This is a genomic window from Streptomyces sp. NPDC045470 (genome assembly GCF_040646595.1).
Taxonomy (GTDB): Bacteria; Actinomycetota; Actinomycetes; order Streptomycetales; family Streptomycetaceae; genus Streptomyces.
Genome location: NZ_JBEZAN010000012.1, coordinates 221,852 through 247,774 on the forward strand (window position 1 = coordinate 221,852; position 25,923 = coordinate 247,774).

Sequence of the window (25,923 nt, forward strand, 5' to 3'; positions counted from 1 at the left end):
GTCTGCGCGGACTATCTGCGGACACGTTCCCTCGCGGGATCGAACAGCGGCTCGGCGGCGACGGTCGCCGCGGCCTTCTCCCCGAAGTACTCGACGTGCACGGCGGTCCCGGGCACCGCGGCACGCGACGGCAGCCACGCGTACGCCACCGTCCGCCCGACGGAACAGCCGTACGCCGCGCTGGTCACGTAGCCCGCGGGCGCGCCGTCCACGTACACCGGCTCCTTGCCCAGGACGACCGCCGCCGGATCGTCGAGCGTCAGGCACACCAGCCTGCGCCGCGCGCTGCCGGCCGACCGCCCCGCCAGCGCCGCGCGCCCCACGAAGTCGCCCTTGTCCATCCGGACGGCCCAGCCCAGGCCCGCCTCGTACGGGTCGTGCTCGGTGGTCATGTCCTGTCCCCAGGCGCGGTACCCCTTCTCCAGGCGGAGGCTGGTGAACGCACCGCGCCCGGCCGCGATCACGCCGTACGGCTGTCCGGCCGCCCAGAGCGTGTCCCACAGGCGCAGCCCCAGGTCGGCGCTCGTGTAGAGCTCCCAGCCCAGCTCGCCGACGTACGACAGGCGCAGCGCGGTCACCGGCACCTCGCCGATGTACGCCTGCCTCGCCTTGAAGTAGCCGAACGCGCGGTGCCCGAAGTCGGTGCGGGTCAGCGGCTGTACGAGGTCCCGGGCGCGCGGGCCCCAGACACCGACGCAGCAGGTGCCGGGGGTGATGTCGCGGACCTGCACACCGGCGGGCGCGTGCCGGGACAGGTGGTCGAGGTCCATGCCGCTGTTGACGCCGATCTGGAAGCGGTCGGCCGCCAGGCGGGCCACGGTCAGGTCGCTGCGGATGCCGCCCGCGTCGTCCAGCAGCAGCGTGTACGTCACCGAGCCCGGCTTCTTCGCGAGCTGGTTGGTGGTCAGGTACTGGAGGAAGGCCGGCGCGCCCGGCCCGCTGACCTCCAGACGCCTGAGCGGTGTCATGTCGTACAGCGCGACCCGCTCCCGGGTGGCGCGTGCCTCGGCCGCGGCGACCGGTGACCAGTGGCGGGCGGACCAGGCGTCCCGCTCCGGCAGCGCGATGCCGTCGGCCAGCGGGGCGTTGGCCTCGTACCAGTGCGGGCGCTCCCAGCCGGTGCCTTCGAGGAAGTACGCGCCGAGAGCCCGCTGCCGCTCGTGGAAGGGGCTGACGCGCAGCGGGCGCGGGCGGCGCGGCGGCTGGAGCGGGTGGATGACGTCGTACACCTCGGCGAACTGCTGCCGCCCGCGCTCGGCCACGTAGGCGGGGGAGAGCTGGACCTCCTCGAAGCGGGAGATCGCGCACTCGTGCACATCGGTGGCGGGGCGTCCCTCGGTGAGCCACTCGGCGACCGCCTTGGCGACGCCCGCCGCGTGCGTCACCCACACCGCCTCGGCCAGCCAGAAGCCGCGCAGTCCGGGCGTCTCGCCGAGCAGCGGCATGCCGTCGGGGGTGAAGGAGAAGACGCCGTTGAAGCCTTCCTCGACCCGGGTGCCGTCCAGGGCGGGCAGCAGCCGGCGGCTGTCGTCCCAGCTCGGGTCGAAGTCGTCGGCGGTGAAGGGGAGCGCGGAGGGCATCACGGGCGCGTCGTCGAAGGCGGGCACGGCGGCCGGGTCGACGGGCATCGGGCGGTGCGCGTACGAGCCGATGCCGATCCGGCCCGTACCGGACCCTTCGGCCCCCGCTTCGACGTGCTCGCGGAAGTACAGGTCCCGTTCCTGGAAACGCAGGATCGGCCGCCGGCCGTCCGGTCCGGCGAACGCCGACGTCTTCACGTACTGGTGCGCCAGCGGCAGCAGCGGTACGGACACGCCCGCCATGGCCCCGATCACCGGCCCCCAGAAGCCCGCCGCCGACACCACGACGTCCGCGGGGAAAGTGCCCCGGTCGGTGACGACGGCCGTGACCCGGCCCGCGTCCTGCTCGATGCCCGTGACGGTGTGCCGCTCCAGGAAGCGGGCGCCCCGGGCCCGCGCCCGTGCGGTCTGCGCGCGGGCGGCGGGCAGGGCCCTGGCCAGCCCGTCACCGGGCGTGTGGAAGCCGCCCAGCACCTTCGCGGCGTCCAGCAGCGGCCACAGCCGGGCACACCGACGGGCGTCGACGATCTCCCCCTCGATGCCCCAGGAGGCGGCGAGCCCGGCCTTGCGGTGCAGTTCGGCCCACTGCTCCTCGGTGGTGGCGATCTCCAGTCCGCCGACGGCGTCGAAGCACGGCCGCCCGTCCTCGGTCAGGGCGGAGAACTTCTCGACGGTGTACTTGGCGAAGTCGCTCAGCGTCTTGGAGACGTTGGTACGGAAGACGAGTCCGGGCGCGTGCGAGGTGGAGCCGCCGGGCGCGTGCAGCGGGCCCTGCTCCAGCACGGTGACATCGCGCGCGCCGCGTGCCGTCAGCTCGTCGGCCAGGGAGCAGCCCACGATGCCCGCGCCGATCACCACGATGCGGACCGGGGCCGGACCGCCGCCCGTACCGGGCCGGGCGTTCACAGGACCACCACCGAACGCAGCACCTCACCGCGCCGCATCCGCGCGAAGGCCGCCTCCACGTCCGCGAGGCCGACCGTCTCCGAGACGAACGCCTCCAGGTCCAGCTTGCCGCTCAGATGCAGGTCGATCAGGACCGGGAAGTCCCGGCTGGGCAGACAGTCGCCGTACCAGGACGACTTCAGGGAGCCGCCGCGCGCGAACACGTCCAGCAGCGGCAGCTCGATGCGCGTGTCCGGCTCCGGGACACCGACCTGCACCAGCGTGCCGGCGAGATCCCGCATGTAGAAGCCCTGCCGGAACGTTTCGGGGCGGCCCACCGCGTCGATCACGACATCGGCGCCGTGTCCGCCGGTCAGGGCCCGCACCGCCTCGACGGGGTCGGTGCCGCGGGAGTTGACGGTGTCGGTGGCGCCGAAGCGCTCGGCGGCGTCCAGCTTGCCGTCGTCGATGTCCACGGCGATGACCCGGCGCGCACCGGCCCGCGAGGCCCCGGCGATGGCGGCGTTGCCCACGCCGCCGCAACCGATCACCGCCACCGTGTCGCCGTTGCCCACACCCCCGGTGTGCACCGCGGCCCCGTACCCGGCCATCACCCCGCAGCCGATCAGCCCGGCCGCCTCGGGGCGGGCCGCCGGGTCGGCGCGCACCGCCTGCCCGGCGGCGACCAGCGTCTTCTCGGCGAAGGCACCGATGCCCAGGGCCGCGGTCAGCGGGGTGCCGTCCAGCAGGGTCATGGGCCGGTCCGCGTGACGGGAGTCGAAGCAGTACCAGGGGCGGCCGCGGCGGCAGGACCGGCACCGCCCGCAGGGGGCGCGCCAGGCGAGCACCACGTAGTCGCCCGGCGCCAGCCCGGTGACGTCCGGGCCGATGGCCTCGACGACACCGGCGGCCTCGTGGCCGAGCAGGTAGGGGAAGGCGTCGCCGACCGCGCCCTCGCGGTGGTTCAGGTCGGTGTGGCACACCCCGCACGCCTGCACGGTGACGAGGACTTCGCCCGGCCCGGGATCGGGGACGAGGATCGGCAGCACCTCGACGGGGGCGCCCTTCTTGACGGCGACGACGGCGCGGGCTTCGTGCGGCATGATCACTCCTAAACAGCGCCTGCGGGGCAGGAGCGGGTGCGTGGAGCCGGCACGGATGCCGTTATGGGGTTGCTGGGGCGTACGGGGTCCACGGGACGCGGCGGACGCACGGGTATCGGGGGAACCGGAGGAGGCGCAGGGAACCGCGGAGACGAAGGAACGCCCGGTGGACTCCCTTGCGTTGCTCATGACGCGCAATGTTGCGCCATGAGAGACATGCTGGAAGTCCGTGAGCGATCCGTCAAGGGGTGACCGGGTGGCCGTCCGTCAGCCCGCGAAACCCATCCGCCGGGACAGTTCGGCGGCTGCCTTCACCGCCTGCCCGGCCAGCTCCGCGAGCAGCGGCTCCGCCATCCGGTACGCCGGTCCCGAGACGCCGATCGCGCCGATCACGGCACCGTCGTGGGCCCGCACCGGCGCCGCCACCGCGTTCAGTCCGATCTCCAGCTCCTCGCAGGAGCAGGCGTACCCCTGCGCGGCCGCGGCGGTGAGCTGCCGCCGGAACTCGCCGGCCGCGGTGAGGGTGTTGGCCGTGAACCGGGCCAGCTTGCGTTCCAGCAGGCGCTCGCGCCGCTCCCGGGGCAGGTGCGCCAGCAGCACCTTGCCGCTCGCGGTCGCGTGCAACGGCGTGCGCCGGCCCAGCCAGTTGTACGCGGTGACCGCCGCGGCGCCGCGCGCCTGCATGATGTTGACCGCCGCGTCCCCGTCCAGCACGGCGATGTTGGCGGTCTCCCCGGTCTCGTCGGCGAGCGCCCGGCACACCGGCTGGCCCTCCTGCGAGATGTCCAGCCGGATGGCGGCGGCCCCGGCCAGCCGCAACACCCCTGCGCCCAGGTAGTACTTGCCGCGCTCGTGCTCCTGCTCCACGAGCCCGCGGTGCTCCAGGACGCCCAGGATGCGGAAGGCGGTGGACTTGTGCACCCCCAGCTCCTCGGCGATCTCGGTGACCCCGGCCTCGCCGAGCCGGGCCAGGATCTCCAGCACACTCACCGCGCGGTCCACGGACTGGACGGAACCGGCCGCGCTCCGCTTCTCCTCGGACCGGTCTCCGGCCGCATCGGTCGTCTTCGCCATGGGGTCTGACGTCACCACCCGTCGGCCCCGGCGGGGCACGTCGAAAGGGGCCCGGCCAAGAAGCGTCGGCAGCCCCTTGACGGCACACCCACCGGACTGGATTCTGTTGCGCGATGCGCTACGCGATGCGTTATGCAGAACGCCATGATACCGATCAGCGCTGAGGGGGCCAGATGATTCCCGTCTGCCGCACCGAGGACCTGCCCGAAGGCGGGGCCGTACGGATCGAGATCGACGCCACCACACCCGCCATCGCCGTCTTCCGCAGCGAAGGCGCGCTCTACGCCCTCGACGACCGGTGCAGCCACCAGGACGCCTCGCTCTCCGAAGGCTGGGTGGAGGGCTGCCAGGTCGAATGCCCGCTGCACGCCGCGCTGTTCGACCTGCGTACCGGAATGCCGAGCTGCCTCCCGGCCCGCCGCCCCGTCCGTACGCACGAGGTCACCGAGGCGGACGGCATGATCCATGTCCGGCCCACCGCCCGGGAGTCGACCGTACGGGAAGACGCCTACGCATGAGGACCGTCACCGTCGTCGGCGCCTCACTGGCAGGACTGTACGCGGCGCGGGCCCTGCGCGCCGAAGGGTTCGACGGGCGGCCGGTGACCGTCGGCGCCGAACACCACCGCCCGTACGGCCGGCCGCCGCTGTCCAAGGCGTTCCTCAACCAACGCGCGCCGTTGTCCATGGAGTTGGCGGGCCCCAGGTTGCCCGACCGGGAAGAGGCGGACAGGCTGGCCGCCGAACGGCACCTCGGCATCGGGCCCCGCGCTGGACACTGTAGGACGCACGGTGACCCTCGACGACGGCCGCACGGCCCGCCCCCTGCGCACCGACGGCGTCGTCATCACCACCGGAGCCACCCGTCCCTGTGCGCCGTGCGCCGAGGGCGCGTGCCTGGGCGTACCCCCCAGCGGTAGCCGGGGGAGTCGCGATGCCGCGGAGATCCGTCAGAAGTGCCCTGACCGGAGTGCACGTCCTGCGCACTTACGACGACGCCCGCGCGCCACGGACCGCCCTCCACGACGGAACACCGCGTGTGGTCGTCATCGGCGGCGGCTTCATCGGCGCCGAGGCCGCCTCCTCCTGTGCCGCACTCGGGCTTCCGGTGACGGTCGTGGAGGCCGCGCCGCTGCCGCTGGCGCCTCAGCCCGGCCGGACCTGGCGAGGGCCTGCGCGGAACTGTACGCGGATCACGGGGTGCGGCTGCTGTGCGGCACGGGCTTCAAAGGGCTGAGCGACGACGGGGCGGGCCGGGTGCGGGCGGTGGAGCTCGCCGGCGGGCGACTGCTGGACGCGGACCTCGTGATCGTCGGGGTCGGGGTGCGCCCCGTCGCAGGCCGCTGACCGGCTCCGGACTGCGCCTGGGCGACGGGGTGGTGTGCGATGCGGGCGGTGTGACGTCCGTGCCGCAGGTCGTCGTCGCGGGTGACGTGGCCCGCTGTGCGGGGGTGCGCACCGAACACCGGACCAGCGCCACCGAGCAGCCCGGCACGGCCGTGCGCAACCTGCTCGCCGGCACCGCCGTCGCACGGCACACCGCACTGCCCTGCTTCTGGTCGGGCCGGTACGGAACACGCATCCAACTGGCCGGCCGGCGCGGGCCGCAGGACGCCGTACGCGCCGTCGAGGGCGACCCCGGCGACGCAGCTTCCTGGCCGTCCACGAACGCGACGGACGGATCACCGCGGTCCTCGCCATCGGCCGCCCCCGGCCGGTCATGCGGCTGCGCCGCCGACTCGTGGCGGACGCCGCCGCGCCTTGCGGGCCTCCCGCCGCGCCTGCCGCCGCTCCCGGCGCAGGCGCCTGGCCGTACTGCTCGGCTGCGAGCGCACCCCGTTGCGCTGCACCCAGACCTGGCGCGTCACCCAGACGTCCAGCACCGCCCAGGTCGCGACCACCGTGCTCGCGACCGTACTGAGCACCGCGGGAAACGCGAACCAGGCACCCGCCATCGTGCAGAAGAACGCCACCATGGCCTGGACGAGGGTCAGCGCCGCGATGATGACGGCGCGCACCGCGGCCGTCCGCACCGGATCGGCCATCCGCGGCCTGGCCGCCGGCTCCTCCTGCCACAAGGCGCGCCTGCCGCCGCTCAGGCCGATGCCACCGTCGTCGTGAACCATCTCCGGCATCACTCTCCCCGTACCCGCGTGGACCCGCCTGCCCCGCCACCCGGGTCCCTGCCCGGCTTCACCCCGTCGCATGTCCCTGCCCGGACACACCACCGCCCACCATGGTCACGAACGGGACGGCCGACGGGTTCCCGGCGGATGTGATTTTCGGCCAGCCGCTTCGGCACACAGGCGGGCGCGGAAGGGGTGTTCGAGGCCACATGGGTGGGCGGGTTGTCCGGCAATCAGCCGACAACTGCGGATGATCCGCCCCTGACCTGCGGGTCCGATGCGCGCGCGTGACTTCGGTCAGGTCCCTCGTCAGTAGTAGGCTCGCGCCGTTTGTTGACGGAACACCACCCCCGTGCGCCGGGGTCGACGTAGGGGAGGCCATGCGCTTTCGAGGGAAGACGATCACTCGGAAGATCGCAGCGCTGCTGCTGGTGCCACTGGTGTCCCTCACGGCCATGTGGGCGTTCGCCACGTACATCACCGGTCGCGAGGCCAACCAGCTGCTCGGCGTCGGCAACGTCGTCGCCAAACTCGGCTATCCCGCCGAGGACGCCGTCCAGGCGCTCCAGCAGGAACGGCGGCAGAGCCTGCTCTTCCTGGCCGACCGGCGCGGCGCCGATTCCCTGGCCGAGCTGCGTGACCGCACCCGCGAGACCGACAAGATCGTCAACAAGCTGCGCGACAACGCCGCCGACCCCGCCGTGCGCGACGACCTCAACGGCGTCGCCGGCGAACGCATGGAGGACATCCTCAAGAGCCTCGGCCGGCTGACCTCGCTGCGCACCCAGGTCGAGGACAACACCATCTCCCGCGACGCGGCCTTCGAGGCGTACAACGACCTCGTCGACCCCAACTACGAGTTCCTCGCGGCGCTGCACGCGCTGGAGAACGTCGAGATGGACAAGCAGGGCCGCGCCCTGGTCAACGTCACCCGCGCCCGCGAGGCCGTCTCCCGCGAGGACGCGCTGATGTCCGCGGCGATCGTCTCCGGCACCATGACCAAGCGCGACCTGCGCGACTTCGCCGACCGCGTCGCCGAGCGCCGCGTCCTGTACGCGACCAGCCTGCCCGTACTGCCGGGCGACGACCGCGCCGTCTTCACCGACTACTGGCGCTCCGCACCCGCCCGCGAACTGACCGCCTTCGAGGACCGCATCATCGAGGGCGGCCCCGCGGCGGCCCCCCGCGCCGTCAACGCCGAACGCTGGAACGCCGCCGCCGGGAAGATCCTCGGCGACCTCCAGCGGATGGGCCGGGAAGCCGGCGACCGCTACAAGGAACGCGTCGAGCCGGTCGCCATGGCCGTCCTCCTCAAGGCCGGCGTCGCGGGCGTCCTCGGCTTCGTCGCCCTGCTGGTCTCGGTCATCGTCTCCGTCCGCATCGGCAGCAAGCACGTCAGGGACCTGATCCGGCTGCGCAAGGACGCCCACGAGGCCTCCGGCGTCCGGCTGCCCAGCGTCATGCGGCGGCTGGCCGCGGGCGAGCAGGTCGACGTGGAGACCGAGGCGCCCCGCCTGGACTTCGGCCAGAGCGAGACCGAGCAGGTCGGGCAGGCGCTGAACACCCTCCAGCGGGCCGCCGTCGAAGCCGCCGTCAAACAGGCCGACATGCGCCGCGGAGTCTCCGAGGTCTTCGTCAACCTCGCCCGCCGCAGCCAGGTCCTGCTGCACCGCCAGCTGACCCTCCTGGACGCGATGGAACGGCGCACCGAGAACGCCGACGAACTCGCCGACCTCTTCCGTCTGGACCACCTCACCACCCGCATGCGCCGGCACGCCGAGGGCCTGGTGATCCTCTCCGGCGCGGCCCCCTCCCGGCAGTGGCGCAAGCCCATCCAGTTGATGGACGTGGTGCGCGCCGCGGTCGCCGAGGTCGAGGACTACGAACGCATCGAGGTGCGCCGGCTGCCGCGGCTGGCCGTCCAGGGCCCCGCGGTCTCCGACCTCACCCACCTGATCGCCGAACTCCTGGAGAACGCCACCGTCTTCTCGCCCCCGCACACCGCGGTGCAGGTGGTCGGTGAGCGGGTCTCCAACGGCTTCACCCTGGAGATCCACGACCGGGGCCTGGGCATGGCCCCCGACGTCCTCCTCGACGCCAACCTGCGGCTCGCCGAGACCCCCGAGTTCGAGCTGTCCGACACCGACCGGCTCGGCCTGTTCGTGGTCAGCCGCCTCGCCCAGCGCCAGGGCGTCCGGGTCTCGCTCCAGCCGTCCCCGTACGGCGGCACCACCGCCGTCGTCTTCCTGCCCGCCGCGCTCCTCACCGAGGACACCGGCCGCGACGACGACACCGGCAGCCGGCGGATCGAGGGGCCGCGGACGGGGGAGCAGGCAGCTCCCGGCGGCAAGCTGGCCGCCCTGGCCCAGGTGCCCGTACCGCTGCCCGAGCAGCGGGACCGCACCCCGGACGTCATCGACGGGCCGGTCGAACTGGAGCCCCCGCTGACCCGCGCGGAACTCGCCCAACGGGCGGAAACGGACGACGAGGGAAGCCTCTTCCGCGGCCGGGCCGCACACCGCGCCCCGCGGGAGGCCGCGCGCGGCACCGAGCGGGAGCCGGGCACCCTGCACCGCGCACGGACCCGCCGCGACGGCAGCACCCCGTCCGTCGCCCCCGTACGGCCCGCCGGCGGCACCGAGCAGCACCGGCAGACCCGCGACCAGGCACCGGCCGGCGACGGCCCCGCGCCGCTGCCGCGCCGCCACCGGCCGCCCGTCCTGGTCTCCGACCACGGCAGGCCGGTCGACGGAGCGGCCCGCGCCGACGTACGCTCCGACGCGGAAACCGACGGCGACACGGATGCGGACATGGACACCGGTACGACGACGGACACGGGCCCTGCCCCGTCCGGCCGGCCCGCCACGACGGCAGGAGGGCTGCCCCGCCGCGTACGGCAGGCCAGCCTCGCCCCTCAGCTCAAGGCGGAGCCCGCCGCACAGGACGAGCCGGACGGCGCACCCGTTGGCGCCGCGGACGACCGCGACGCCGAAGAGGTCCGCGCCCGGATGGCCTCGCTCCAGCGCGGCTGGCAGCGCGGCCGCCGGGACAACGGCGAGGACGACGGGCGGGACCGCAGCCCGGACACAGCACCAGGAACCACATCGGGAGGGGACGGTCGATGACCGCACCGAAGGCAGCAGCGGCCAGTGCCGAGTCGAAGGGCCCGCAGGGGTCGGGCGAGCTGAGCTGGCTCCTCGACGAGCTCGTCGACCGGGTGGGCAGCATCCGCAAGGCACTCATCCTCTCCAGCGACGGACTGGCCACCGGCGCGTCCGCCGACCTCACACGGGAGGACAGCGAGCACCTCGCGGCGGTCGCCTCCGGCTTCCACAGCCTCGCCAAGGGCGTCGGCCGGCACTTCGAGGCGGGCCGGGTCCGGCAGACCCTGGTCGAGCTGGACGAAGCGTTTCTCTTCGTCAGCGCCGCGGGTGACGGTAGCTGCCTCGCCGTCTTGGCCGACGCCGACTCCGACGTGGGACTGGTCGCGTACGAGATGACGCTGCTCGTCAAGCGGGTGGGCGCCCACCTGGGCACCGCGCCCAGGGCCGGGCAGCCCGCCGGCGGCTGACCGGAGGATGACGGCACGGTGACGCCATGACCACAGACGGCCCGACCAGGCCCGGCCAGGGGGACGCCAGTTGGTACGACGACGAGGCGGGCCCCGTGGTGCGCCCCTACGCGATGACCCGTGGCCGGACCAGCACCGAGGCCGAACCGCGACTCGACCTGATCGCCCTGGTGATCGCCGAGGACCGGCACGGCGAACCGCTCGACGACCAGACCCTGTCGCCGGAGCACGTGGACATCGTCGGCCTGTGCCGCGACGCGCCGCTGTCCGTCGCGGAACTGGCCGCCGAACTGGACCTGCCGCTCGGCGTCGTACGGGTCCTGATCGGTGACCTGCTGGACGCGGAGCTGGTCCATGTGAGCCGCCCCGTGCCCCCGGCGGAACTGCCCGACGAGCAGATCCTGCGCGAGGTGATCGACGGGCTCCGGGCGCTGTGACCGGCGCGCGGGGCCGTACGGCGGTGACACCCCGCCGGCGCACCGCCCCGCCGGGCCGCACCCCCACGAACTGCGAGGACCGAGGAATGCGAGAGAACAGCACCAGCGGCGAACCGGGAGAAGACGGCCATGGTCTTCGGGCGCTCTGAACGACGCCGCAAGCCGGACGCCCCCGACCCCGTCACCCTCAAGATCCTGGTGGCGGGCGGCTTCGGGGTGGGCAAGACGACCCTGGTGGGCGCGGTCAGCGAGATCAAGCCGCTGCGCACCGAGGAACGGCTGACCGAGGCGGGCCGGCCGGTCGACGACCTCGCCGGGGTGGAGGGCAAGAGGACCACCACCGTCGCCATGGACTTCGGGCGCATCACGCTCCGCGAGGACCTGGTGCTCTACCTCTTCGGCACACCCGGCCAGGACCGCTTCTGGTTCCTGTGGGACGAGCTGGCCCGCGGCGCGCTCGGCTCGGTCGTGCTGGCCGACACCCGGCGCCTGGAGGACTCCTTCGCCGCCATCGACTACTTCGAGCGCCGCGGCATCCCGTTCATGGTGGCCGTCAACTGCTTCGACGGCGCGGAACGCTACCCCGCGGAAACGGTTCGCGACGCACTGGACCTGGATCCCGAGGTACCGGTGATGCTCTGCGACGCCCGCGAGAAGGACTCCGCCAAGGACGTACTGATCGCGGTCGTGGAACACGCGATGCACGTCAGCGCCCGGCGGCGCGAGCCGGCCCTCCCGTAGCGGAGCCGTCCCCCCCGCGAGCACGGGCCGTGCCCCACCGTCCGGGGCACGGGCCGTGCTCCTCCGTGGCTGCGCGGCGCCAGTGCCTGCTGAGAGCCGGATTCTCCAGGGGCTCGCGCTCAACGGGGGGAGCGGAGAACGGTGGTGTAGTTCTCACCGCCGTACAGGGATTCGTACCGAATCGTGAGCGTGAGCCGCCGGGTGATCAAGTCCTCGACTTCGGCGTGCTCGTTCCGGTCGAAGCCGGCGACACTCAACAGGTACTGGTCGGAGTCGGTGGCGATGACCTGCCCGTGGTCGAACGTCACCGCGTGCGGGCGCACCGACAGGTGCTCGCGGACCCGGTCCGCGTTGGGCTTGTCCCAGGCTCCGATCACCGTGCCGTCGACGGTCAGCGTGCTGTCGACGACGACGGCCGGGCCGAGCCCGGAATTGACGAGCCGGATGCCCGCTGTCCGCCCTTCGTACCAACTGTGGCGCAGTTGGAGCACCGGGCGTACCGAGTGACGGTTGTGCCGGCGCATCGCATGCGTCTGGTAGACGGTCACGATCAGCGACGCCACAGCAATGACGACAGCACATACCGCGGTGATGGAATCCGCGCTCATCACACCCCCTGGTGATGTCCCCCGGACACCGCGCGCCTGCCTCGTCGGCCCGCTCCGGGCCGACGAGGCAGGTCGCGCACCGCCTCCGGGGCTCCTTCGCCGCGCCTCTTCCGGTGGAACGGCGAACCGGTCCGGCGGGAGCAGGACCGCTACACGCCCTCCGCACCCGCCTCGTGCCACCCGAAGCTCCGCTCCACCGCCCGGCGCCAGTTGCCGTACTCACGCTCCCGCGTCGGCCCGTCCATCCGCGGCGTCCACTCGGTGTCCCGCTTCCAGTGCGCCGCCAGCTCGTCCAGGTCCTGCCACACCCCCGTCGCCAGCCCGGCCGCGTACGCCGCGCCCAGGCAGGTCGTCTCCGCGACCACCGGCCGGATCACCGGTACGCCCAGCACGTCCGCCTGGTGCTGCATCAGCAGGTTGTTGGCGGTCATGCCGCCGTCCACCTTCAGCGCGGTGATCTGCACGCCGGAGTCCTGGTACATGGCGTCCACCACCTCGCGCGTCTGCCAACTGGTGGCCTCCAGCACCGCACGCGCCAGGTGCGCCTTGGTGACGTAACCCGTCAGTCCCGTGATCACACCGCGCGCGTCCGACCGCCAGTACGGCGCGAACAGCCCGGAGAACGCCGGGACGATGTACGCCCCGCCGTTGTCCGGCACCCGCGCCGCCAGGTCCTCGATCTCGGCGGCCGAGTCGATGATCCCCAACTGGTCCCGGAACCACTGCACCAGCGCACCGGTGACCGCGATCGAGCCCTCCAGGCAGTAGACCGGCGCCTCACCGCCGAGCTGGTACCCCGGCGTCGTCAGGAGCCCGCTCTTGGAGGGCACCGGCCGCTGCCCGGTGTTCAGCAGCAGGAACGAGCCCGTGCCGTACGTGTTCTTGGCCTCGCCGACCCGGTAGCAGGTCTGCCCGAACACCGCCGCCTGCTGGTCGCCCAGCGCCGCCGCCACCGGCACGCCCCGCAACTGGCCCACCGCCGTCCCGTACACCTCCGCCGAGGACCGGATCTCCGGCAGCACCGCCTCCGGCACCCGCATCGCGGACAGCACCGAGGTGTCCCACTGGAGCGTGTGCAGGTTCATCAGCATCGTGCGCCCGGCGTTGGTGACGTCCGTGACGTGCACCCCGCCGTCCGTGCCGCCCGTCAGCTTCCAGATCAGCCACGAGTCGACCGTCCCGAAGGCGATCTCCCCGGCCTCGGCCCGCGCCCGCAGCCCCGGCACGTTGTCCAGCAGCCAGGTCACCTTGGGCCCGGAGAAGTAACTGGCCAGCGGCAGTCCGGTGGCCTCGCGGAAGCGGTCCTGGCCGTCCGAGCCGCCCAGCTCGTGGCAGAGCCCCGCCGTACGGGTGTCCTGCCACACGACCGCGTTGTGCACCGGCTTGCCCGTGGAGCGGTCCCACAGCACCGTGGTCTCGCGCTGGTTGGTGATGCCCAGCGCGGCGAGCTGGTCGGCGCGCAGCCCCGCCTTGGCGAGCGCGCCCGCCACCACTGCCTGCACCTTGGCCCAGATCTCCTCGGCGTCGTGCTCCACCCAGCCCGGCTTGGGGAAGATCTGCCGGTGCTCGCGCTGGTCCACGGCGACGGTCGCGCCGTCCTGGTTGAAGATGATGCAGCGGCTGGACGTGGTGCCCTGGTCGATCGCGGCGACGTACCTGTCCGTGATGCCGTCCGTCATGACGTCTCCTGATTCCTCGTAGCGGGTCGGGCCGGGCGCCGTGCCGTGTGCGGACGGTTCAGAAGACCGCGGTGAACACCAGGCCGGAGAGCACCGCCCCGATCAGCGGGCCGGCCACCGGAATCCAGGCGTAGGACCAGTCCGAGGTGCCCTTGTTGGGGATGGGAAGCAGTGCGTGGGCGATCCGCGGCCCCAGGTCACGGGCCGGGTTGATGGCGTAGCCGGTGGGTCCGCCGAGGGACAGGCCGATGCCCACCACCAGCAGGGCGACGAGCAGGACGTTGATCCCGGACCCGTAGACACCGGCGTCCGCACCGGGCACCTGCCCGATGCCGATGCCCTCGTTCTTGCCGAAGAACAGCAGCGGCAGCACCAGCGCCACGGTCGCGATGATCTCGGTGACGAGGTTGGCGGCCGGATTGCGGACCTCGGGGGCGGTGGAGAAGATCCCCAGCGTCGGCTGCGCCTTGTCCGCCTCCCGGTTGGCCGCGAACTGCGCGGAGTACAGCGCCCAGGCCAGTACGGCGCCGAGCAGCGCCCCCACCAGTTGGGCGGCGACGTACAACGGCACCTTCGACCACGGCGTACCGTCCGCGACCGCTGACCCCAGCGTCACCGCCGGATTCAGGTGCCCGCCGGACAGCGGAGCGGCGGTGTAGGCCCCGGCGAGCACGCCGAGACCCCAGCCGAACGCGATGGCGACCCAGCCCGCGCCCTTCGCCTTGGAGCGGTGCAGGGTGACGGCGGCGCACACGCCGGCACCGAAGAGGATCAGTAAGGCGGTGCCGATGACCTCACCGACGAAAATGTCCCCGTTGGCATACATGGCGGCTCCTTGTCCCTGGCCCGGGGCCGTGGCCCCGGTCCTCCGTGCAGGGTGCGTACTTCCCGGGCCACGGGGAGGGTGGCGGGCGCTGGGCCGCCGCGCCCCGCGCGGCGTCCGCGTCGAGCGTGCCGGTGCGCCGGAACCGCCCCTGGGGAGTCGGGCAGCGCCTGTCGCTGCCACGCGGCCGGGTCACCCGGCTGTGGCGGTGCCGACGGACACCCGGAAGTGTTCACCGCAGGTGACGGGGCGTCAAGGGACCGGGTGGGGCGGCGTCCCGTCCCCGCGCCGGCGGCCCCGGCGCACCTCGTGCCCCTGCGCACCGGGCCACCCCAGCACCCAACTGCCGACTCCGCTCAGGGACTTCGCGGCCTTCTTCAGCGGCGCCAGCGCCGCCGCGGCCTGCGCATGACCGGTCACACTGCCGGGCGCGCACACCACCGTCGCCAGCGACAGCGTCACCGGCAGCCCGCCCGCCGACCACGGTACGTCCACCACGGCCGCCGCGAACGGTTCCAGGTCGTCCGGCGCGGCCAGCACCAGGAAGTCGTCCCCGCCGATGTGCCCCACCCGGGCCGAGGGCAGCTTTGCCGCCGTACGGGCCAGCGCCTGCCCCACGGCCCGGATCAGCGCGTCCCCCGCCGCGAACCCGGCCCCGTCGTTGACCTGCTTGAACCGGTCCACGTCCAGCCAGCTCAGCGCGAACGCCCGGCCGTCCGCGATCCGCCGGTCCACCTCCGCGTTCACCGCGTCCGAACCGGGCAGCCGGGTCAGCGGATTGAGCCGCGCCGCCTCCTCCACCCGGCTCTCCGCGAGCGCCCGCAGGATGTCGGCCAGATGCACCACGCCCATGCAGCGGCCCTGCTCGTCCACCACCGCCACGTCGTCCCCGGCCCGGTCGCGGTCGCCGTCCGCCGCCACGTCCAGCACCTCCCAGGCGGTGGCGTCGGCGCCGACCGTCCGCGGCCGGTCGGCCAGCCGCAGCGCCGGGCGGTCGGCGTACAGCGCGTGCCCGTAGCGGCCGGACAGCGACAGCAGGAAGCGGTCCCGGTCGATGGCCCGTACGGGTACGCCGTCGGGGTCCACCAGCAGTACGCCCGAGACCCCCGGGAAACCCGTCAGATGACTGCGCACCGCGCCCGCCGAGGCGGACATCGGCAGCAGCGCGGCGGGCTGCAGGAACTGTGTCACCGGCGGCCCGGCCGGCGGCGGGGCCGCCCCGGACGCGGCGCCCCCGGCGTACCCGCTGGCCACCGGCCCGTACCCGTCGCGCAGCTCCGGCACATACACATCGGCCGCCGGACGCCGCGCGGGCGGCGCGAACAGGAACCCCTGAGCGAGCTGCGCGCCCGCCGCGCGCACCGCCGCGTACTGCCGCTCCGTCTCCACCCCCTCCACCGCCAGCACGCTGCCCAGCACCTCGCACAGTTGCCGCATCGCGGCCACGGCGGCCCGCCCGCCCCGGTCACCGTCCAGCTCCGCGCAGAGCGACGCGTCCAGCTTCACCAGGTCGGGGGCGAGATCGCCGAGCAGCCGCAGCGGCAGGTCACCGTCGCCGACCCCGTCGGCGCCGACGCGGTACCCGTCCTGCCGCAGCCCCGCCACCCCCTCCAGCAGCGCCCGCCGCGGTACGTGCGTGAACGGCCCGCCGACATCGATGGTGATCTCCCACGGCCGGCGGCCCACGTCGTGCACGGCCTTGCGCAGCGCGGTCAGCCCCGGCAGCTCGGCGAGGGTCGCCGCGAACACGTTGACGTGCAGCGGCAGCAGGGTCTCCTGCCGCGCGGCGGACCGTACGGCGAGCCCGGCCAGCTCGGCGTCCAGGCCGGCGGAGCGCCGCGCCGCCGTCAGCACGTCGCCGCGTTCGGGCCGGGCGAGTATCTCCAGGGCGGCGACCGAACCGGTCGACAGGTTCACGACGGGCTGGAAGGCGAATCGGAGCTGGTCCGTCCAGGCAGGCACGGCAGCAGAATGCCCATCGGGAACGCGAACGGTGCGTGATTCACGCACTGTTCACGCATCCTTCCGGCGCACTCGAACGGGTGCCCGCGCGAGCCTCGCGGATCTCGTGGGCCTCGCGGACCGCACGGAGCTCGCAGGTGTCGCGGGCCTGGCGGGTCCCACACGGTCGCACGGACCCCGGGCGGCCCGTGCTTCCCCGGCTCCCCTCCCCGAAGCGTCACCGCACCACGACCACCGCCGAACCGTGCCCGAACAATCCCTGGTTCACCGCGATCCCGGCCCGTGCGCCCGGTACCTGCCGCGCCCCGGCCCACCCGCGCAACTGCCAGGTCAGCTCGCAGACCTGCGCGATAGCCTGCGCGGGCACCGCCTCCCCGAGCGACGCCAGACCGCCACCGGGATTCACCGGCAGCCGCCCGCCGAGCGCCGTCGCCCCGTCCCGCAGCAGCTTCGCGCCCCCGCCCTCGGCACACAGGCCGAGATCCTCGTACCACTGGAGCTCCAGCGCGGTGGACAGGTCGTACACCTCCGCCAGCGACAGGTCGTCCGGCCCGAGCCCCGCCTCCTCGTAGGCGGCCTCGGCGAGGGACGGCCGGAAAGCGGCCGGCCGTTCCGGTTCCGGGACGTCCCGGACGGGCGCCGCCGAGTCGGTCGCGATGTCCGGCAGGTCCAGCTCCGTACGGGGATGGTGAGGCGTCGCCGTGGAGACGGCCCGGATGCGGACGGGGTCCGGCACGCCCCGCCGCCGTGCGTAGTCCAGCCCGCACAGGACCAGCGCCGCGGCGCCGTCCGACGTGGCGCAGATGTCCAGCAGCCGCAGCGGGTCGGCGACCACCGGCGACGCGGCGACCTCCGCCGCCGTCACCGGCTTGCGGTACCGCGCGTACGGATTGAGCGCGCCCGCCGCCGCGTTCTTCACCTTCACCTGCGCGAAGTCGTCGGCCGTGTCCTCGTACAGGGCCATCCGGCGCCGGGCGTACAGCCCGAAGTAGGCGGGGTTGGTCGCGCCCAGCAGCCGGAAGCGCAGCCAGTCAGGATCGTCGGGCCGGTCGCCGCCCGCCGGGGCGAAGAAGCCTTTCGGGGCCGCGTCCGCGCCCACCACCAGCACCACGTCCGCCAGGCCCGCGAGAATCTGCGCCCGCGCGGCGGCGACGGCCTGCGCCCCGGAGGCACAGGCCGCGTAGACGCTCGACACCCGCGCGCCCTGCCAGCCCAGCGCCCGCGCGAACGTCGCGCCCGCCACGTACCCCGGATAGCCGCCGCGCACGGTGTCCGCACCGACCACCGACTGCACATCGGCCCATTCCAGGCCCGCGTCGGCCAGGGCCGCCCGCGCCGCCACCGTCCCGTACTCGACGAAACTGCGGCCCCACTTGCCCCAGGCGTGCATGCCCGCCCCGAGGACGGCGATGTCACCGGGCATGGCCGCCTCCCGCCCCGACCGCTCCGTCAGCTCGGCCCGTCCCGCCGGCTCCGTCTGCCCCGCCGGCTCCGTCGGTTTCGCCCGCCCGGCCGGACTCGCCCGTACCGTCCGCCTCGTGGGCCTCCACAGGCCGCCACCACCACGTCGTCCACACGGTCTCCGCGTCCTCGCCCAGCACCCCGGGCACCAGCTCGGCCTCCATGCCGACCCGCAGGGCGGCCACGGACACCCCCGGCACGGCCTGCCCCAGCACCACCATCCGCTCCGCCGCCAGCTCCACCGCGATCAGGGTGCGCGGCTGCCACGGCACCTCGGGGTCCGAGACGTAGGGTGGCGGCGGCCGGTAGCGGCCGTCCGTGTACGACCAGACCGTGCCACGCCGGGACAACGGCACTTCGGTGAACTCGGTCCCGTCGCAGCGGGGCGCACGGCAGAAGAAGTCCTCGCGCGGGAAGAACACGGCACCGCAGGCATCGCAGCGCGTTCCCAGCAGCCGGAAGCCCGCCGGGTCCTGCCCGTGGCCGACGTCGGTGAACCACCCCGGCACCACCGGCTTGCGTACACGTGCCACGCATCCTCCCGTCACCGACAACGGATGGGCCCGGTCGATAAACTGACGGGCCGTCAGGAGTTTGCCACGCGACGGGCGGCCGACGGAACCCCGCCGCCGCCCGTCCGCTCCCGCCGGGCGAAGGGATCATGTCGTTCTCCGCTGAACCGGCTGAACCGGACACCCCCGCACGGCGTCCACCAAGGCGGGGCCGGGGTGCGGGATCCACGGGGGTGGTTCCGCGCCCCGGCCGACTTGCCAAGATCTCCCCACCTTGCCGGTGAGGCCGCCCGCCCGCGGGGTGCGACGCCGGCTCGGCGTCGGTTCCGTTTGCCGGCTCACCACCACGGGTTCCTCAGAGGGCACCGGCTTCATGCCCACTGATCACCGAATGTCCCTCTGTTCCGCTTACCGGAAACCCTGGGCGCTTACCGTCCGGCTTGCACCTCTTCCGTTGCTACATTCCGACGGCCGAGGATCGCCGGACGCGCGCAGAGCATGCGACGGCGCCGCACACGCACGGGGATGCCCGGCGGTGCGGTGCCGGTGCGAGCCGGTGGCCGGAGCGCCGGGGAACCTCCGTTCTCCGGCCCGCACCGTGAGGAACAGGAGAGCGACACCGTGCCCAGCGGACGCCCCCGCACATCTTGGTCGACCGGATTGGTCGCCGTCGCCGCCGCGACCGTCACCCTGTCAGCCGCCCTGCCGGCCCACGCTGTCGCAGGCGAACCGGTCCTGGACGGCGCCTACTCCTTCGCCGCCAAGCTGGACATCGGCGACGGCCGGCGCAGTTGTTCCGCCGCTCTCGTGGACCGGCAGTGGCTGGTCACCGCCGCCAGTTGCTTCGCGGACGACCCCGCGGCCGGCACCGGCGTCGGCGCGGGCGCGCCGAAGTGGCCCACCACGGCCACCGTCGGCCGCACCGCCCTGTCCGGTTCGGGCGGCAGTGTGGCGAAGGTCGTCGATCTGGTGCCGTACCAGGGCCGCGATCTGGTGATGGCCAAGCTCGACAAGCCGGTCGGCGGCATCGCCCCGGTGCGGGTCGCCACGTCCGGCCCCGCCCAGGGCGAGACACTGACGGTCGCCGGATACGGGCGCACCCGGACCGAGTGGGTCCCCGACCGCCTGCACGCCGCACCCTTCACGGTGGACAGCGTCACCGCCACTTCGGCCGGTGTCACCGGCGCGGATGCGAACGCCGCCGTCTGCAAGGGCGACACCGGTGGGCCGGCCCTCCGGGTGACCGATGGCGCTGCCGAGCTGGTCGCCGTCAACAGCCGTTCTTGGCAAGGCGGTTGCTTCGGTTCCGAGGAGACCCGCCGGAACGCCGTCGAGGCCCGCGTCGACGGTCTTGCGGACTGGATCGCGGCGGTCGCCGATCTGCCCCGCCAGGAGCTGGTGGCCGGCGACTACGACGGCGACGGCACCGCCGACCTGTTCACCGTGGACGCCGCGCGGAACCTGTCGGTGTGGAAGAGCCGCAAGGGCGGTGCTTTCGACCTGCCGAAGAAGCTGACGGGTGACTGGAACTTCACCCGGACCGCCGCGGCCGACTTCACGGGTGACGGCGTCACCGACCTCGTCGCCCGTCAGGAGCGCAAGGAGGCGAGGCCGGACCAGCCGGCGGGGACGTTCCTGCGCATGTGGGCCGGCACCAAGAAAGGCGTCTTCGCGCGTCCGGTGGATGTCACCGGCGGCTGGTTCGTCACCGAGGTGGTGGCCGGCGACTTCACGGGTGACGGGAAGGCGGACCTCATAGGCAAGGTCGGAAACGACCTGAAACTGTGGGCGGGCCGCGGTGACGGCACGTTCGCGGGGCCGGTGCCGGTCACCATGAACTGGGCTTACACCCAGACCACCGCGGGCGATTTCAACGGCGACGGCATCACGGACCTCGTCGCCTGTGACGACAGCAAGAACCTCTGGCTGTTCCCCGGCAGGAAGGGGGGCACCTTCGCCGAGAAGGTCCTCCTGACGGGCGGCTGGAAGTACACCCAGACCGTTGCCGGTGACTTCACCGGCAACGGGAAGGTCGACCTCGTCGCCCGTGACGACGACACCGGCACCGTCCTGCGCTGGGCCGGCCGCGGCAACGGCACCTTCGCCGCCCGCGTCCCGGTCACCGGCAGCTATTGACCGGCAGCTATTGACCGGCAGCTATTGACCGGCGGCGGCCGGGTGGTGGGCCGGCCGGCCCACCACCCGGCCGCCACGCATCCCTTACACGACACGACGGTTGGGAAGAAACCCCATGACGAGGACGGCGCGGCTGTTCCGCGGAGCCACGCGAACGGCCACGGTGGCGCTCACCTCCTGCGCGACGGTCGCCGCGCTGAGCCATGTCACATGGGCACGGTCCGCCGACGCCCGGGACCCGGCGGCGTCGCACGCCGCGCCCCGGGCAGGACAGGGCACCGGAGCGGACCCGGGCTGGACCCGTACCTGGGGAACCGCGCTGGGCACGGCGGCCCCCGCCGCCAAGTCCGGGGTGACCGGTCGGCAGACGCTGCGGATGGTCGTCCACACCAGCACCGGCGGCGACACCGCGCGCATCCAGCTCGCCAACACCTTCGCCACGGCACCCGTGCTCATCGGACACGCCACCATCGCCCGTCGGTCAGCGGGAGCCGGTGCCACCGGCACGCCGGTCACCCTGACCTTCGGCGGCAGCCGGCGCACCGTCATCGGACCAGGGGAGACGGTACGCAGCGACCAGGCGGCCTTCCCCGTCAAGGCCGACGAGAACCTGCTGGTCAGCGTCTATCTGCCCGAGCCCGTGGCCGAAGCTCCGTACCACGACTACACGCTGACCACCTCCTACACCTCGGCACCGGGCGACGGCGCCGACCGGGCGGGGGAGCCGGCGGGCAGCCGCTTCCCGGCCCGCTTCGCGCACTGGGCCTACCTCAACGGGGTGGACGTCACGGTGTCCGGCGGCGACGGCACCGTCATCGCCCTCGGCGACTCACAGACCGACGGCGGGCACACCACCCCCGACACCCACCGCCGCTGGCCCGACCACTACGGCCGCGCCCTCCAGGCGTCGGGACGGCACACGGGAGTCGTCAACGCCGGAATCTCGGGCAACCGGCTGCTCACCGACTCCACCGGGACACGCGCCGCCTACGGCCCGAGCGCCCTGAACCGCTTCACCCGCGACGTCGTCGAACAGCCCGGCGCCCGGTCCGTGATCCTCTACGAGGGCATCAACGACATCGCGCTGGACGGCGCCGACAGCACCTCCCTCATCGAGGCGATCCGGCACCTCGCCGGCCGTGCCCACACCGCCGGCCTCACCTTCACCGCAGCCACCATCCCGCCCTTCGCGGGATACCCCTCGTACACCCCCGCCAAGGAACAGACCCGGCAGGAGGTCAACCGCTACATCCGGACCAGCCGGGACCTGGACTCCTACGTCGACTTCGACCGGGCGACGCGGGACCCGCAGGACGGCGCCCGGCTCTTCGCCGGGTACTACGACCGCGGTGACGACCGGCTGCACTTCAACGACAACGGCAGCCTCGTCCTCGCCGGCGCCGTCACCGCCGCGCCGCCCACCCACCCCGCTCCGCACTTCTCCCGGACCGCCGCGGCCGACTTCACCGGCGACGGCATCGTGGACCTCGTCGCCCGTAATGCCGACGGGGATCTGATGCTGTGGCCCGGTAACCAGGACACCGACCGGCCGGGACGAGGCGACGGCACGTTCGCGCGGCCGGTACGGGCCTTCCGCGACTGGGGGGACATCACGCAGGCGGTGGCCGGCGACTTCACGGGTGACGGGAAGGCGGACCTCATCGGTAAGGACGGGAAGGACCCCGAGAACGCCCTCAAGCTCTGGGCGGGGAACGGCGACGGCACGTTCGCGCCTCCGGCGCGGGTCACCCGGGGCTGGGTCTTCACCCGGACCGCCGCGGCCGACTTCACCGGCGACGGGATCCTGGACCTCGTCGCCCGTGACGGCGAAGGGAATCTCCTGCTGTGGCCCGGCCGAGGAGACGGCACGTTCGCGGTACGGGTGACGGCCGTCCGTGGCTGGGGGGACGCCGCGCAGGCGGTGGCCGGCGATTTCACGGGCGACGGTAAGGCGGACCTCGTGGCGAGGGACGCCACGAACGCACTGCGGCTCCGGCCCGGGAAGGGAGACGGTACCTTCGGCCCGCCCACGGTCCTGAAGAGCGACTGGCCCTGCACGGAGACCGCCGCCGGCGATTTCACCGGCGACGGCATCGCCGACCTCGTCGCCAGGGACGCCACGACCGGTGACCTCAACCTGTGGGTCAATACCGGGGGCGCCGTCCCCGACCGGCCGCTACGGCTGACCGGAGGCTGGTGATCCGCTGCTCAGTGCCGGCTGCTCAGTGCCGGCCGCTCAGCGACCGCCGCGAGACAGGGAAGTCGAAATACGTGTCGGGGAACGTCTCCGGCGTGAAGGTGTAGTGCCACCACTCCTTGTCGTAGTTGCGGAACCCTGCGCGCTCCAGCCCTTGCTTCAGCAGCAGCCGGTTCGCCCGCTGCCGGCCTTGCACCCGGGGGTCGAGGGTGTGCGCCAGGGTGTCGAAGCAGTCGAATCCGGTGCCCATGTCGAGCGAGTTGTCGGGGAAGCGTTCCTTCTGGGGCGCGTAGCACCGCGTCAGCGGCTCGCCGGGGATGTACGGCCGGGTGGGCGGGCCGGGCAGCCGGACCAGCGTCAGGTCGACGGTGCTGCCCCGGCTGTGCCCCGACTTCTCGGCGATGTAGCCGTCACGGAAGAGGGCCGACTTGTCGACCCGCGGATAGAACTCGCCCTCCATCCGCTGGTCGCCCAGGTCCTTCGCCCAGTCCACGAAGTGGTTCACGGCGCGCTGCGGCCGGTAGCAGTCGTACACCTTGAGCGTGTAGCCCTGCCGCACGAAGGAGCGCTGGGCCCGGTGCAGCGCCCGCGCCGCGTCCCGGGTCAGGATGCACAGGGGCTGCCGGTAGCCGGTCACCGGTACGCCCATGAAGTTGTGCGGCGTGAAGTACCGCATCTCCTGGCGGATCGTCGGGTCCACGTCGCGCAGAGCGACGAATTCCCTGGGCGCGGGGGCGGACACGGTCGTACCTGGTGCGAGCGCGGTGCCGCCCGAAGGCCGCGGCTGGGTGGCCGCTCCTGGTGACACGGCCGCAGAGGTAAGAGCGAAGGCCGTGGCGGCCACGGTGAGGCCGCGCAGCGCGGCAGCGAGTCTCGGCATGGCACCCGTCTACCACCGGCACCGCGCCCCACGGAAGACACCCGGCGCCGCCTGCCGGAACAGAGGCTCAGCAGGAACTGCAAGCGCGGAAGCCGTCGCAGGGAGAGCGCCAGAGACAACCGCAGGAGCGCTGGTGGACGCGGCAGTCGCACCGGCCTTTCATGCACTGGTTGTCGTGACAGGCACTGCTGGAACAGTAGTTGGACTCGACGCTGCAATTGCAGTTCAGAGCCTTTGCGCCGCGCCGCCCGGAAGTCTCGGCGGGGCCGATTGCCGCGAACAGCGGATTCGCCTCAGCGCGCCCGAAATGCCGGTCGGCGGACTCCCGGAGGGCCCGCTCGGCCGGGCCGGGATCGGCCACCCGGTCGAAAGCGAAAGTGCTCTCCTGTGCGGCGATGTGGTGCACTTCTTCGAGTACGTCGCTCTGTTCCGGGGAAGGGCCGGGGTGCGCCCGGCGGTAGCGCGCGAGTTGTTCTACCCAGAGCCGGCTGCGGGCCGCGGGTGGCAGGACGGCCCAGACGGCCTGGCGGTGGGGCAGAGGCTGGGCGGTCAGCCGTACGGGGCGGCCGGCGCAGGTCGTCGAGGGTGCCGACCGTACGGATGGTCGCACGCGGCCCCAGCCTCCGGACGAGTGCCACGGCCATTCCCGGACCGGCCCAGGCACATACCCGGTCCGGCTCCACCCGGTTTCCAGGGGGCGCGTTCGCCGAAACTCTCCGCGCGCGACCGGCGCTCGTCCTGATGCATGAGCGACAACAGTTCGACTTTCCCTTCGCAGGCGCGCTCGACCGCTTCGGAGGCTTTCCTGCGCTGCTCGCACGAGGCGTCGAAGGCCAACACCCACCGCGTCACCGGGTCGCTCATGTCGTCCCTCACCCGTTTTTACGGAAGGGTTCTCCGGCAAAAGTGACGCACCGGGAAAATGGGCGGCAATAGAGCAGAAAGAGAAGGCCGCACCAGCTTTCCGTCTGCGGTATCCCGGGGTGTCCTGAGCCGGGAGCCGGGAGCCGGGAGCCGGGAGCCGGGAGCCGGGAGCCGGGAGCCGGGAGCCGGGAGCCGGGAGCCGGGAGCCGGGAGCCGGGAGCCGGGACGCCCGGGACACCGCCGTGCGCGGTCACTCTTCCGCGGTCACTCCCCGGCGGCCGTCATCTCCACCACCGCCAGATCGCCCGCCGGATGCACCCCGGCCACCCGCAGCCCGGCGCTTTCCGCCAGCGCCGTCAGCTCCGCCACCCCACGCTCACGGGCCCCGAAGTACACGAGCATCCGCAGGTCCATGCCCGTGTGCACCGACTCGCCGTCCGCGCCGAACCGTTCCACCACCAGGACCCGCCCTCGTGTCCCCGCCGCCTCGGCGCACCGGCGCAGGATCGCCCGCGCCGCGTCGTCGTCCCAGTCGTGCAGGACCGCGGAGAGGAGGTAGCCGCCCGCCCCGGCGGGCAGCGCCTCGAAGAAGTCGCCCGCCACCGCGTCCGCGCGACCGGCCAGCCCGGCCGCCGCCAACGTCTCGCGTGCCGCCCGTACGGTCTCCGGCTGGTCGAACACGGTGCCCCGCAGCCCGGGGTGCGCGGCGAGCAACGCTGCCAGGAACGTGCCGTTGCCGCCGCCGACGTCCACGATCCGCCCCAGCGAGCCCCAGTCGAAGGCGGGTACGACGGTCTCGGCCCACCGTGCGACGTCGACGCCCATCTGCGCGTCGTAGTCGGCGGTCCGATCCGGGTCCGTCTTCAGGTCGTCCCAGAAGGAACGCCCGAACTGCCGAGGGAACGCCGCCTCGCCCGTCCGTACGGAGTGGGGGAGCGCCACGAACGCCAGGTCGGCCCGGCCGATGGCGCTCTCCACGTCCAGCATCCGCCGCGCGCCGGACGGGTGGCCGTCGCGCAGCTCCTCGCCGCGCGGCAACAACCCGTAGCGGCCCTCGTCGTCACGGCTGAACACCTTCATCGTCACCAGGTGCCGCAGAACCCGGTCCAGCACCCCGGCGTCGACCTTCGTGATCGCGGCCAGCTCCCGTGCGCTCCGCGCTCCGTCCGCCAGGTGGTCGGCCACCCGCAGCGTCGCCACGGTCCGGACCGCCATCGGCGTCACCAGATCCGCGATGTCCCAGATGCCCTGCCCGTCCCCGTCCGCCACTTCCCGGATCCTCTCT

The 25,923-nt window shown here is 73.3% G+C and carries 18 protein-coding genes and 3 pseudogenes; 8 read left to right on the plus strand and 13 right to left on the minus strand.

Annotated elements, in window-relative coordinates:
- Positions 1-11: 11 nt before the first annotated feature.
- The 3 genes from AB0A97_RS28650 to AB0A97_RS28660 form a co-directional block, all read right to left on the minus strand.
- On the minus strand, positions 12-2,486 hold the full coding sequence (locus tag AB0A97_RS28650) for an FAD-dependent oxidoreductase (RefSeq protein WP_361155208.1): 2,475 nt from the start codon (positions 2,484-2,486) through the stop codon (positions 12-14).
- Positions 2,483-3,568: an S-(hydroxymethyl)mycothiol dehydrogenase gene (locus tag AB0A97_RS28655; RefSeq protein WP_361155209.1), complete on the minus strand. Its 1,086-nt coding sequence runs from the start codon at positions 3,566-3,568 to the stop codon at positions 2,483-2,485. Before AB0A97_RS28655 ends, AB0A97_RS28650 begins: the two co-directional genes overlap by 4 nt.
- A 267-nt stretch (positions 3,569-3,835) precedes the next feature.
- Positions 3,836-4,642, minus strand: a complete 807-nt coding sequence (locus AB0A97_RS28660; RefSeq protein ID WP_361155211.1) for an IclR family transcriptional regulator — start codon at positions 4,640-4,642, stop codon at positions 3,836-3,838.
- A gap of 173 nt (positions 4,643-4,815) precedes the next feature.
- On the opposite strand from AB0A97_RS28660, the gene AB0A97_RS28665 reads away from it, so the two are divergent.
- Both AB0A97_RS28665 and AB0A97_RS28670 read left to right on the plus strand, forming a co-directional pair.
- Complete coding sequence (locus AB0A97_RS28665; protein WP_361155212.1) at positions 4,816-5,160, plus strand: bifunctional 3-phenylpropionate/cinnamic acid dioxygenase ferredoxin subunit; 345 nt, start codon at positions 4,816-4,818, stop codon at positions 5,158-5,160.
- Positions 5,157-6,382, plus strand: a pseudogene (locus AB0A97_RS28670) (FAD-dependent oxidoreductase); the annotation flags it as partial. The gene AB0A97_RS28665 and the pseudogene AB0A97_RS28670, both read left to right, overlap by 4 nt.
- Here the strand turns inward: AB0A97_RS28670 and AB0A97_RS28675 are convergent.
- A pseudogene (locus AB0A97_RS28675) lies at positions 6,360-6,725 on the minus strand (hypothetical protein); the annotation flags it as partial. The pseudogenes AB0A97_RS28670 and AB0A97_RS28675 overlap by 23 nt on opposite strands.
- A gap of 422 nt (positions 6,726-7,147) precedes the next feature.
- Here AB0A97_RS28675 and AB0A97_RS28680 point away from each other — a divergent pair.
- The 4 genes from AB0A97_RS28680 to AB0A97_RS28695 all read left to right on the plus strand — a co-directional run bounded on the left by AB0A97_RS28680 (position 7,148) and on the right by AB0A97_RS28695 (position 11,516).
- A complete protein-coding gene (locus AB0A97_RS28680; protein ID WP_361155214.1) occupies positions 7,148-9,892 on the plus strand; it encodes a nitrate- and nitrite sensing domain-containing protein in 2,745 nt (914 codons plus the stop codon).
- Entirely contained in the window at positions 9,889-10,338 is a 450-nt protein-coding gene (locus tag AB0A97_RS28685) for a roadblock/LC7 domain-containing protein (protein WP_073767290.1), read from the plus strand. Before AB0A97_RS28680 ends, AB0A97_RS28685 begins: the two co-directional genes overlap by 4 nt.
- A gap of 26 nt (positions 10,339-10,364) precedes the next feature.
- Positions 10,365-10,775 carry a DUF742 domain-containing protein gene (locus AB0A97_RS28690; protein WP_361155216.1) on the plus strand — a complete coding sequence of 137 codons (411 nt, stop codon included), beginning with the start codon at positions 10,365-10,367 and terminating at the stop codon, positions 10,773-10,775.
- Between the two features lie 129 nt (positions 10,776-10,904).
- On the plus strand, positions 10,905-11,516 hold the full coding sequence (locus AB0A97_RS28695; protein WP_361155218.1) for an ATP/GTP-binding protein: 612 nt from the start codon (positions 10,905-10,907) through the stop codon (positions 11,514-11,516).
- A gap of 119 nt (positions 11,517-11,635) precedes the next feature.
- Here the strand turns inward: AB0A97_RS28695 and AB0A97_RS28700 are convergent, their stop codons facing one another.
- From AB0A97_RS28700 to AB0A97_RS28725, 6 genes and pseudogenes are all read right to left on the minus strand, one after another.
- A complete protein-coding gene (locus tag AB0A97_RS28700; RefSeq protein WP_361155220.1) occupies positions 11,636-12,124 on the minus strand; it encodes a hypothetical protein in 489 nt (162 codons plus the stop codon).
- A gap of 149 nt (positions 12,125-12,273) precedes the next feature.
- Positions 12,274-13,803, minus strand: a complete 1,530-nt coding sequence (gene glpK, locus AB0A97_RS28705; protein WP_361155222.1) for a glycerol kinase GlpK — start codon at positions 13,801-13,803, stop codon at positions 12,274-12,276.
- Positions 13,804-13,861: 58 nt separating this feature from the next.
- On the minus strand, positions 13,862-14,629 hold the full coding sequence (locus AB0A97_RS28710; RefSeq protein ID WP_361155224.1) for an MIP/aquaporin family protein: 768 nt from the start codon (positions 14,627-14,629) through the stop codon (positions 13,862-13,864).
- A gap of 249 nt (positions 14,630-14,878) precedes the next feature.
- Entirely contained in the window at positions 14,879-16,588 is a 1,710-nt protein-coding gene (locus AB0A97_RS28715; RefSeq protein WP_361155226.1) for a GGDEF domain-containing protein, read from the minus strand.
- A gap of 217 nt (positions 16,589-16,805) precedes the next feature.
- Positions 16,806-18,011 carry a lipid-transfer protein gene (locus tag AB0A97_RS28720; protein ID WP_361155228.1) on the minus strand — a complete coding sequence of 402 codons (1,206 nt, stop codon included), beginning with the start codon at positions 18,009-18,011 and terminating at the stop codon, positions 16,806-16,808.
- A gap of 124 nt (positions 18,012-18,135) precedes the next feature.
- Positions 18,136-18,561 (minus strand): annotated as a pseudogene (locus AB0A97_RS28725) (zinc ribbon domain-containing protein); the annotation flags it as partial.
- Between the two features lie 660 nt (positions 18,562-19,221).
- Between AB0A97_RS28725 and AB0A97_RS28730 the strand changes: the two are divergent.
- Complete coding sequence (locus tag AB0A97_RS28730) at positions 19,222-20,697, plus strand: FG-GAP-like repeat-containing protein (protein ID WP_361155230.1); 1,476 nt, start codon at positions 19,222-19,224, stop codon at positions 20,695-20,697.
- 115 nt (positions 20,698-20,812) lie between these two features.
- Positions 20,813-22,897 carry an FG-GAP-like repeat-containing protein gene (locus tag AB0A97_RS28735; RefSeq protein ID WP_361155232.1) on the plus strand — a complete coding sequence of 695 codons (2,085 nt, stop codon included), beginning with the start codon at positions 20,813-20,815 and terminating at the stop codon, positions 22,895-22,897.
- A 22-nt stretch (positions 22,898-22,919) separates the two neighbouring features.
- Here the strand turns inward: AB0A97_RS28735 and AB0A97_RS28740 are convergent, their stop codons facing one another.
- The 3 genes from AB0A97_RS28740 to AB0A97_RS28750 all read right to left on the minus strand — a co-directional run bounded on the left by AB0A97_RS28740 (position 22,920) and on the right by AB0A97_RS28750 (position 25,907).
- Positions 22,920-23,774: a M15 family metallopeptidase gene (locus tag AB0A97_RS28740; protein WP_361155234.1), complete on the minus strand. Its 855-nt coding sequence runs from the start codon at positions 23,772-23,774 to the stop codon at positions 22,920-22,922.
- A gap of 67 nt (positions 23,775-23,841) precedes the next feature.
- Positions 23,842-24,876 carry a bacteriocin fulvocin C-related protein gene (locus AB0A97_RS28745; RefSeq protein ID WP_361155236.1) on the minus strand — a complete coding sequence of 345 codons (1,035 nt, stop codon included), beginning with the start codon at positions 24,874-24,876 and terminating at the stop codon, positions 23,842-23,844.
- Between the two features lie 26 nt (positions 24,877-24,902).
- Positions 24,903-25,907 (minus strand): methyltransferase, encoded by a 1,005-nt coding sequence (locus AB0A97_RS28750; protein ID WP_361155238.1) that lies wholly within the window; start codon positions 25,905-25,907, stop codon positions 24,903-24,905.
- Positions 25,908-25,923: the final 16 nt, after the last annotated feature.

Coding starts and splice junctions, on each gene's coding strand:
- AB0A97_RS28655 (WP_361155209.1), bottom strand. CDS start 3,568: ATGCCGCACGAAGCCCGCGCCGTCGTCGCCGTCAAGAAGGGCGCCCCC.
- AB0A97_RS28660 (WP_361155211.1), bottom strand. CDS start 4,642: ATGGCGAAGACGACCGATGCGGCCGGAGACCGGTCCGAGGAGAAGCGG.
- AB0A97_RS28665 (WP_361155212.1), top strand. CDS start 4,816: ATGATTCCCGTCTGCCGCACCGAGGACCTGCCCGAAGGCGGGGCCGTA.
- AB0A97_RS28680 (WP_361155214.1), top strand. CDS start 7,148: ATGCGCTTTCGAGGGAAGACGATCACTCGGAAGATCGCAGCGCTGCTG.
- AB0A97_RS28685 (WP_073767290.1), top strand. CDS start 9,889: ATGACCGCACCGAAGGCAGCAGCGGCCAGTGCCGAGTCGAAGGGCCCG.
- AB0A97_RS28690 (WP_361155216.1), top strand. CDS start 10,365: ATGACCACAGACGGCCCGACCAGGCCCGGCCAGGGGGACGCCAGTTGG.
- AB0A97_RS28695 (WP_361155218.1), top strand. CDS start 10,905: ATGGTCTTCGGGCGCTCTGAACGACGCCGCAAGCCGGACGCCCCCGAC.
- AB0A97_RS28700 (WP_361155220.1), bottom strand. CDS start 12,124: ATGAGCGCGGATTCCATCACCGCGGTATGTGCTGTCGTCATTGCTGTG.
- glpK (WP_361155222.1), bottom strand. CDS start 13,803: ATGACGGACGGCATCACGGACAGGTACGTCGCCGCGATCGACCAGGGC.
- AB0A97_RS28710 (WP_361155224.1), bottom strand. CDS start 14,629: ATGTATGCCAACGGGGACATTTTCGTCGGTGAGGTCATCGGCACCGCC.
- AB0A97_RS28720 (WP_361155228.1), bottom strand. CDS start 18,011: ATGCCCGGTGACATCGCCGTCCTCGGGGCGGGCATGCACGCCTGGGGC.
- AB0A97_RS28735 (WP_361155232.1), top strand. CDS start 20,813: ATGACGAGGACGGCGCGGCTGTTCCGCGGAGCCACGCGAACGGCCACG.
- AB0A97_RS28740 (WP_361155234.1), bottom strand. CDS start 23,774: ATGCCGAGACTCGCTGCCGCGCTGCGCGGCCTCACCGTGGCCGCCACG.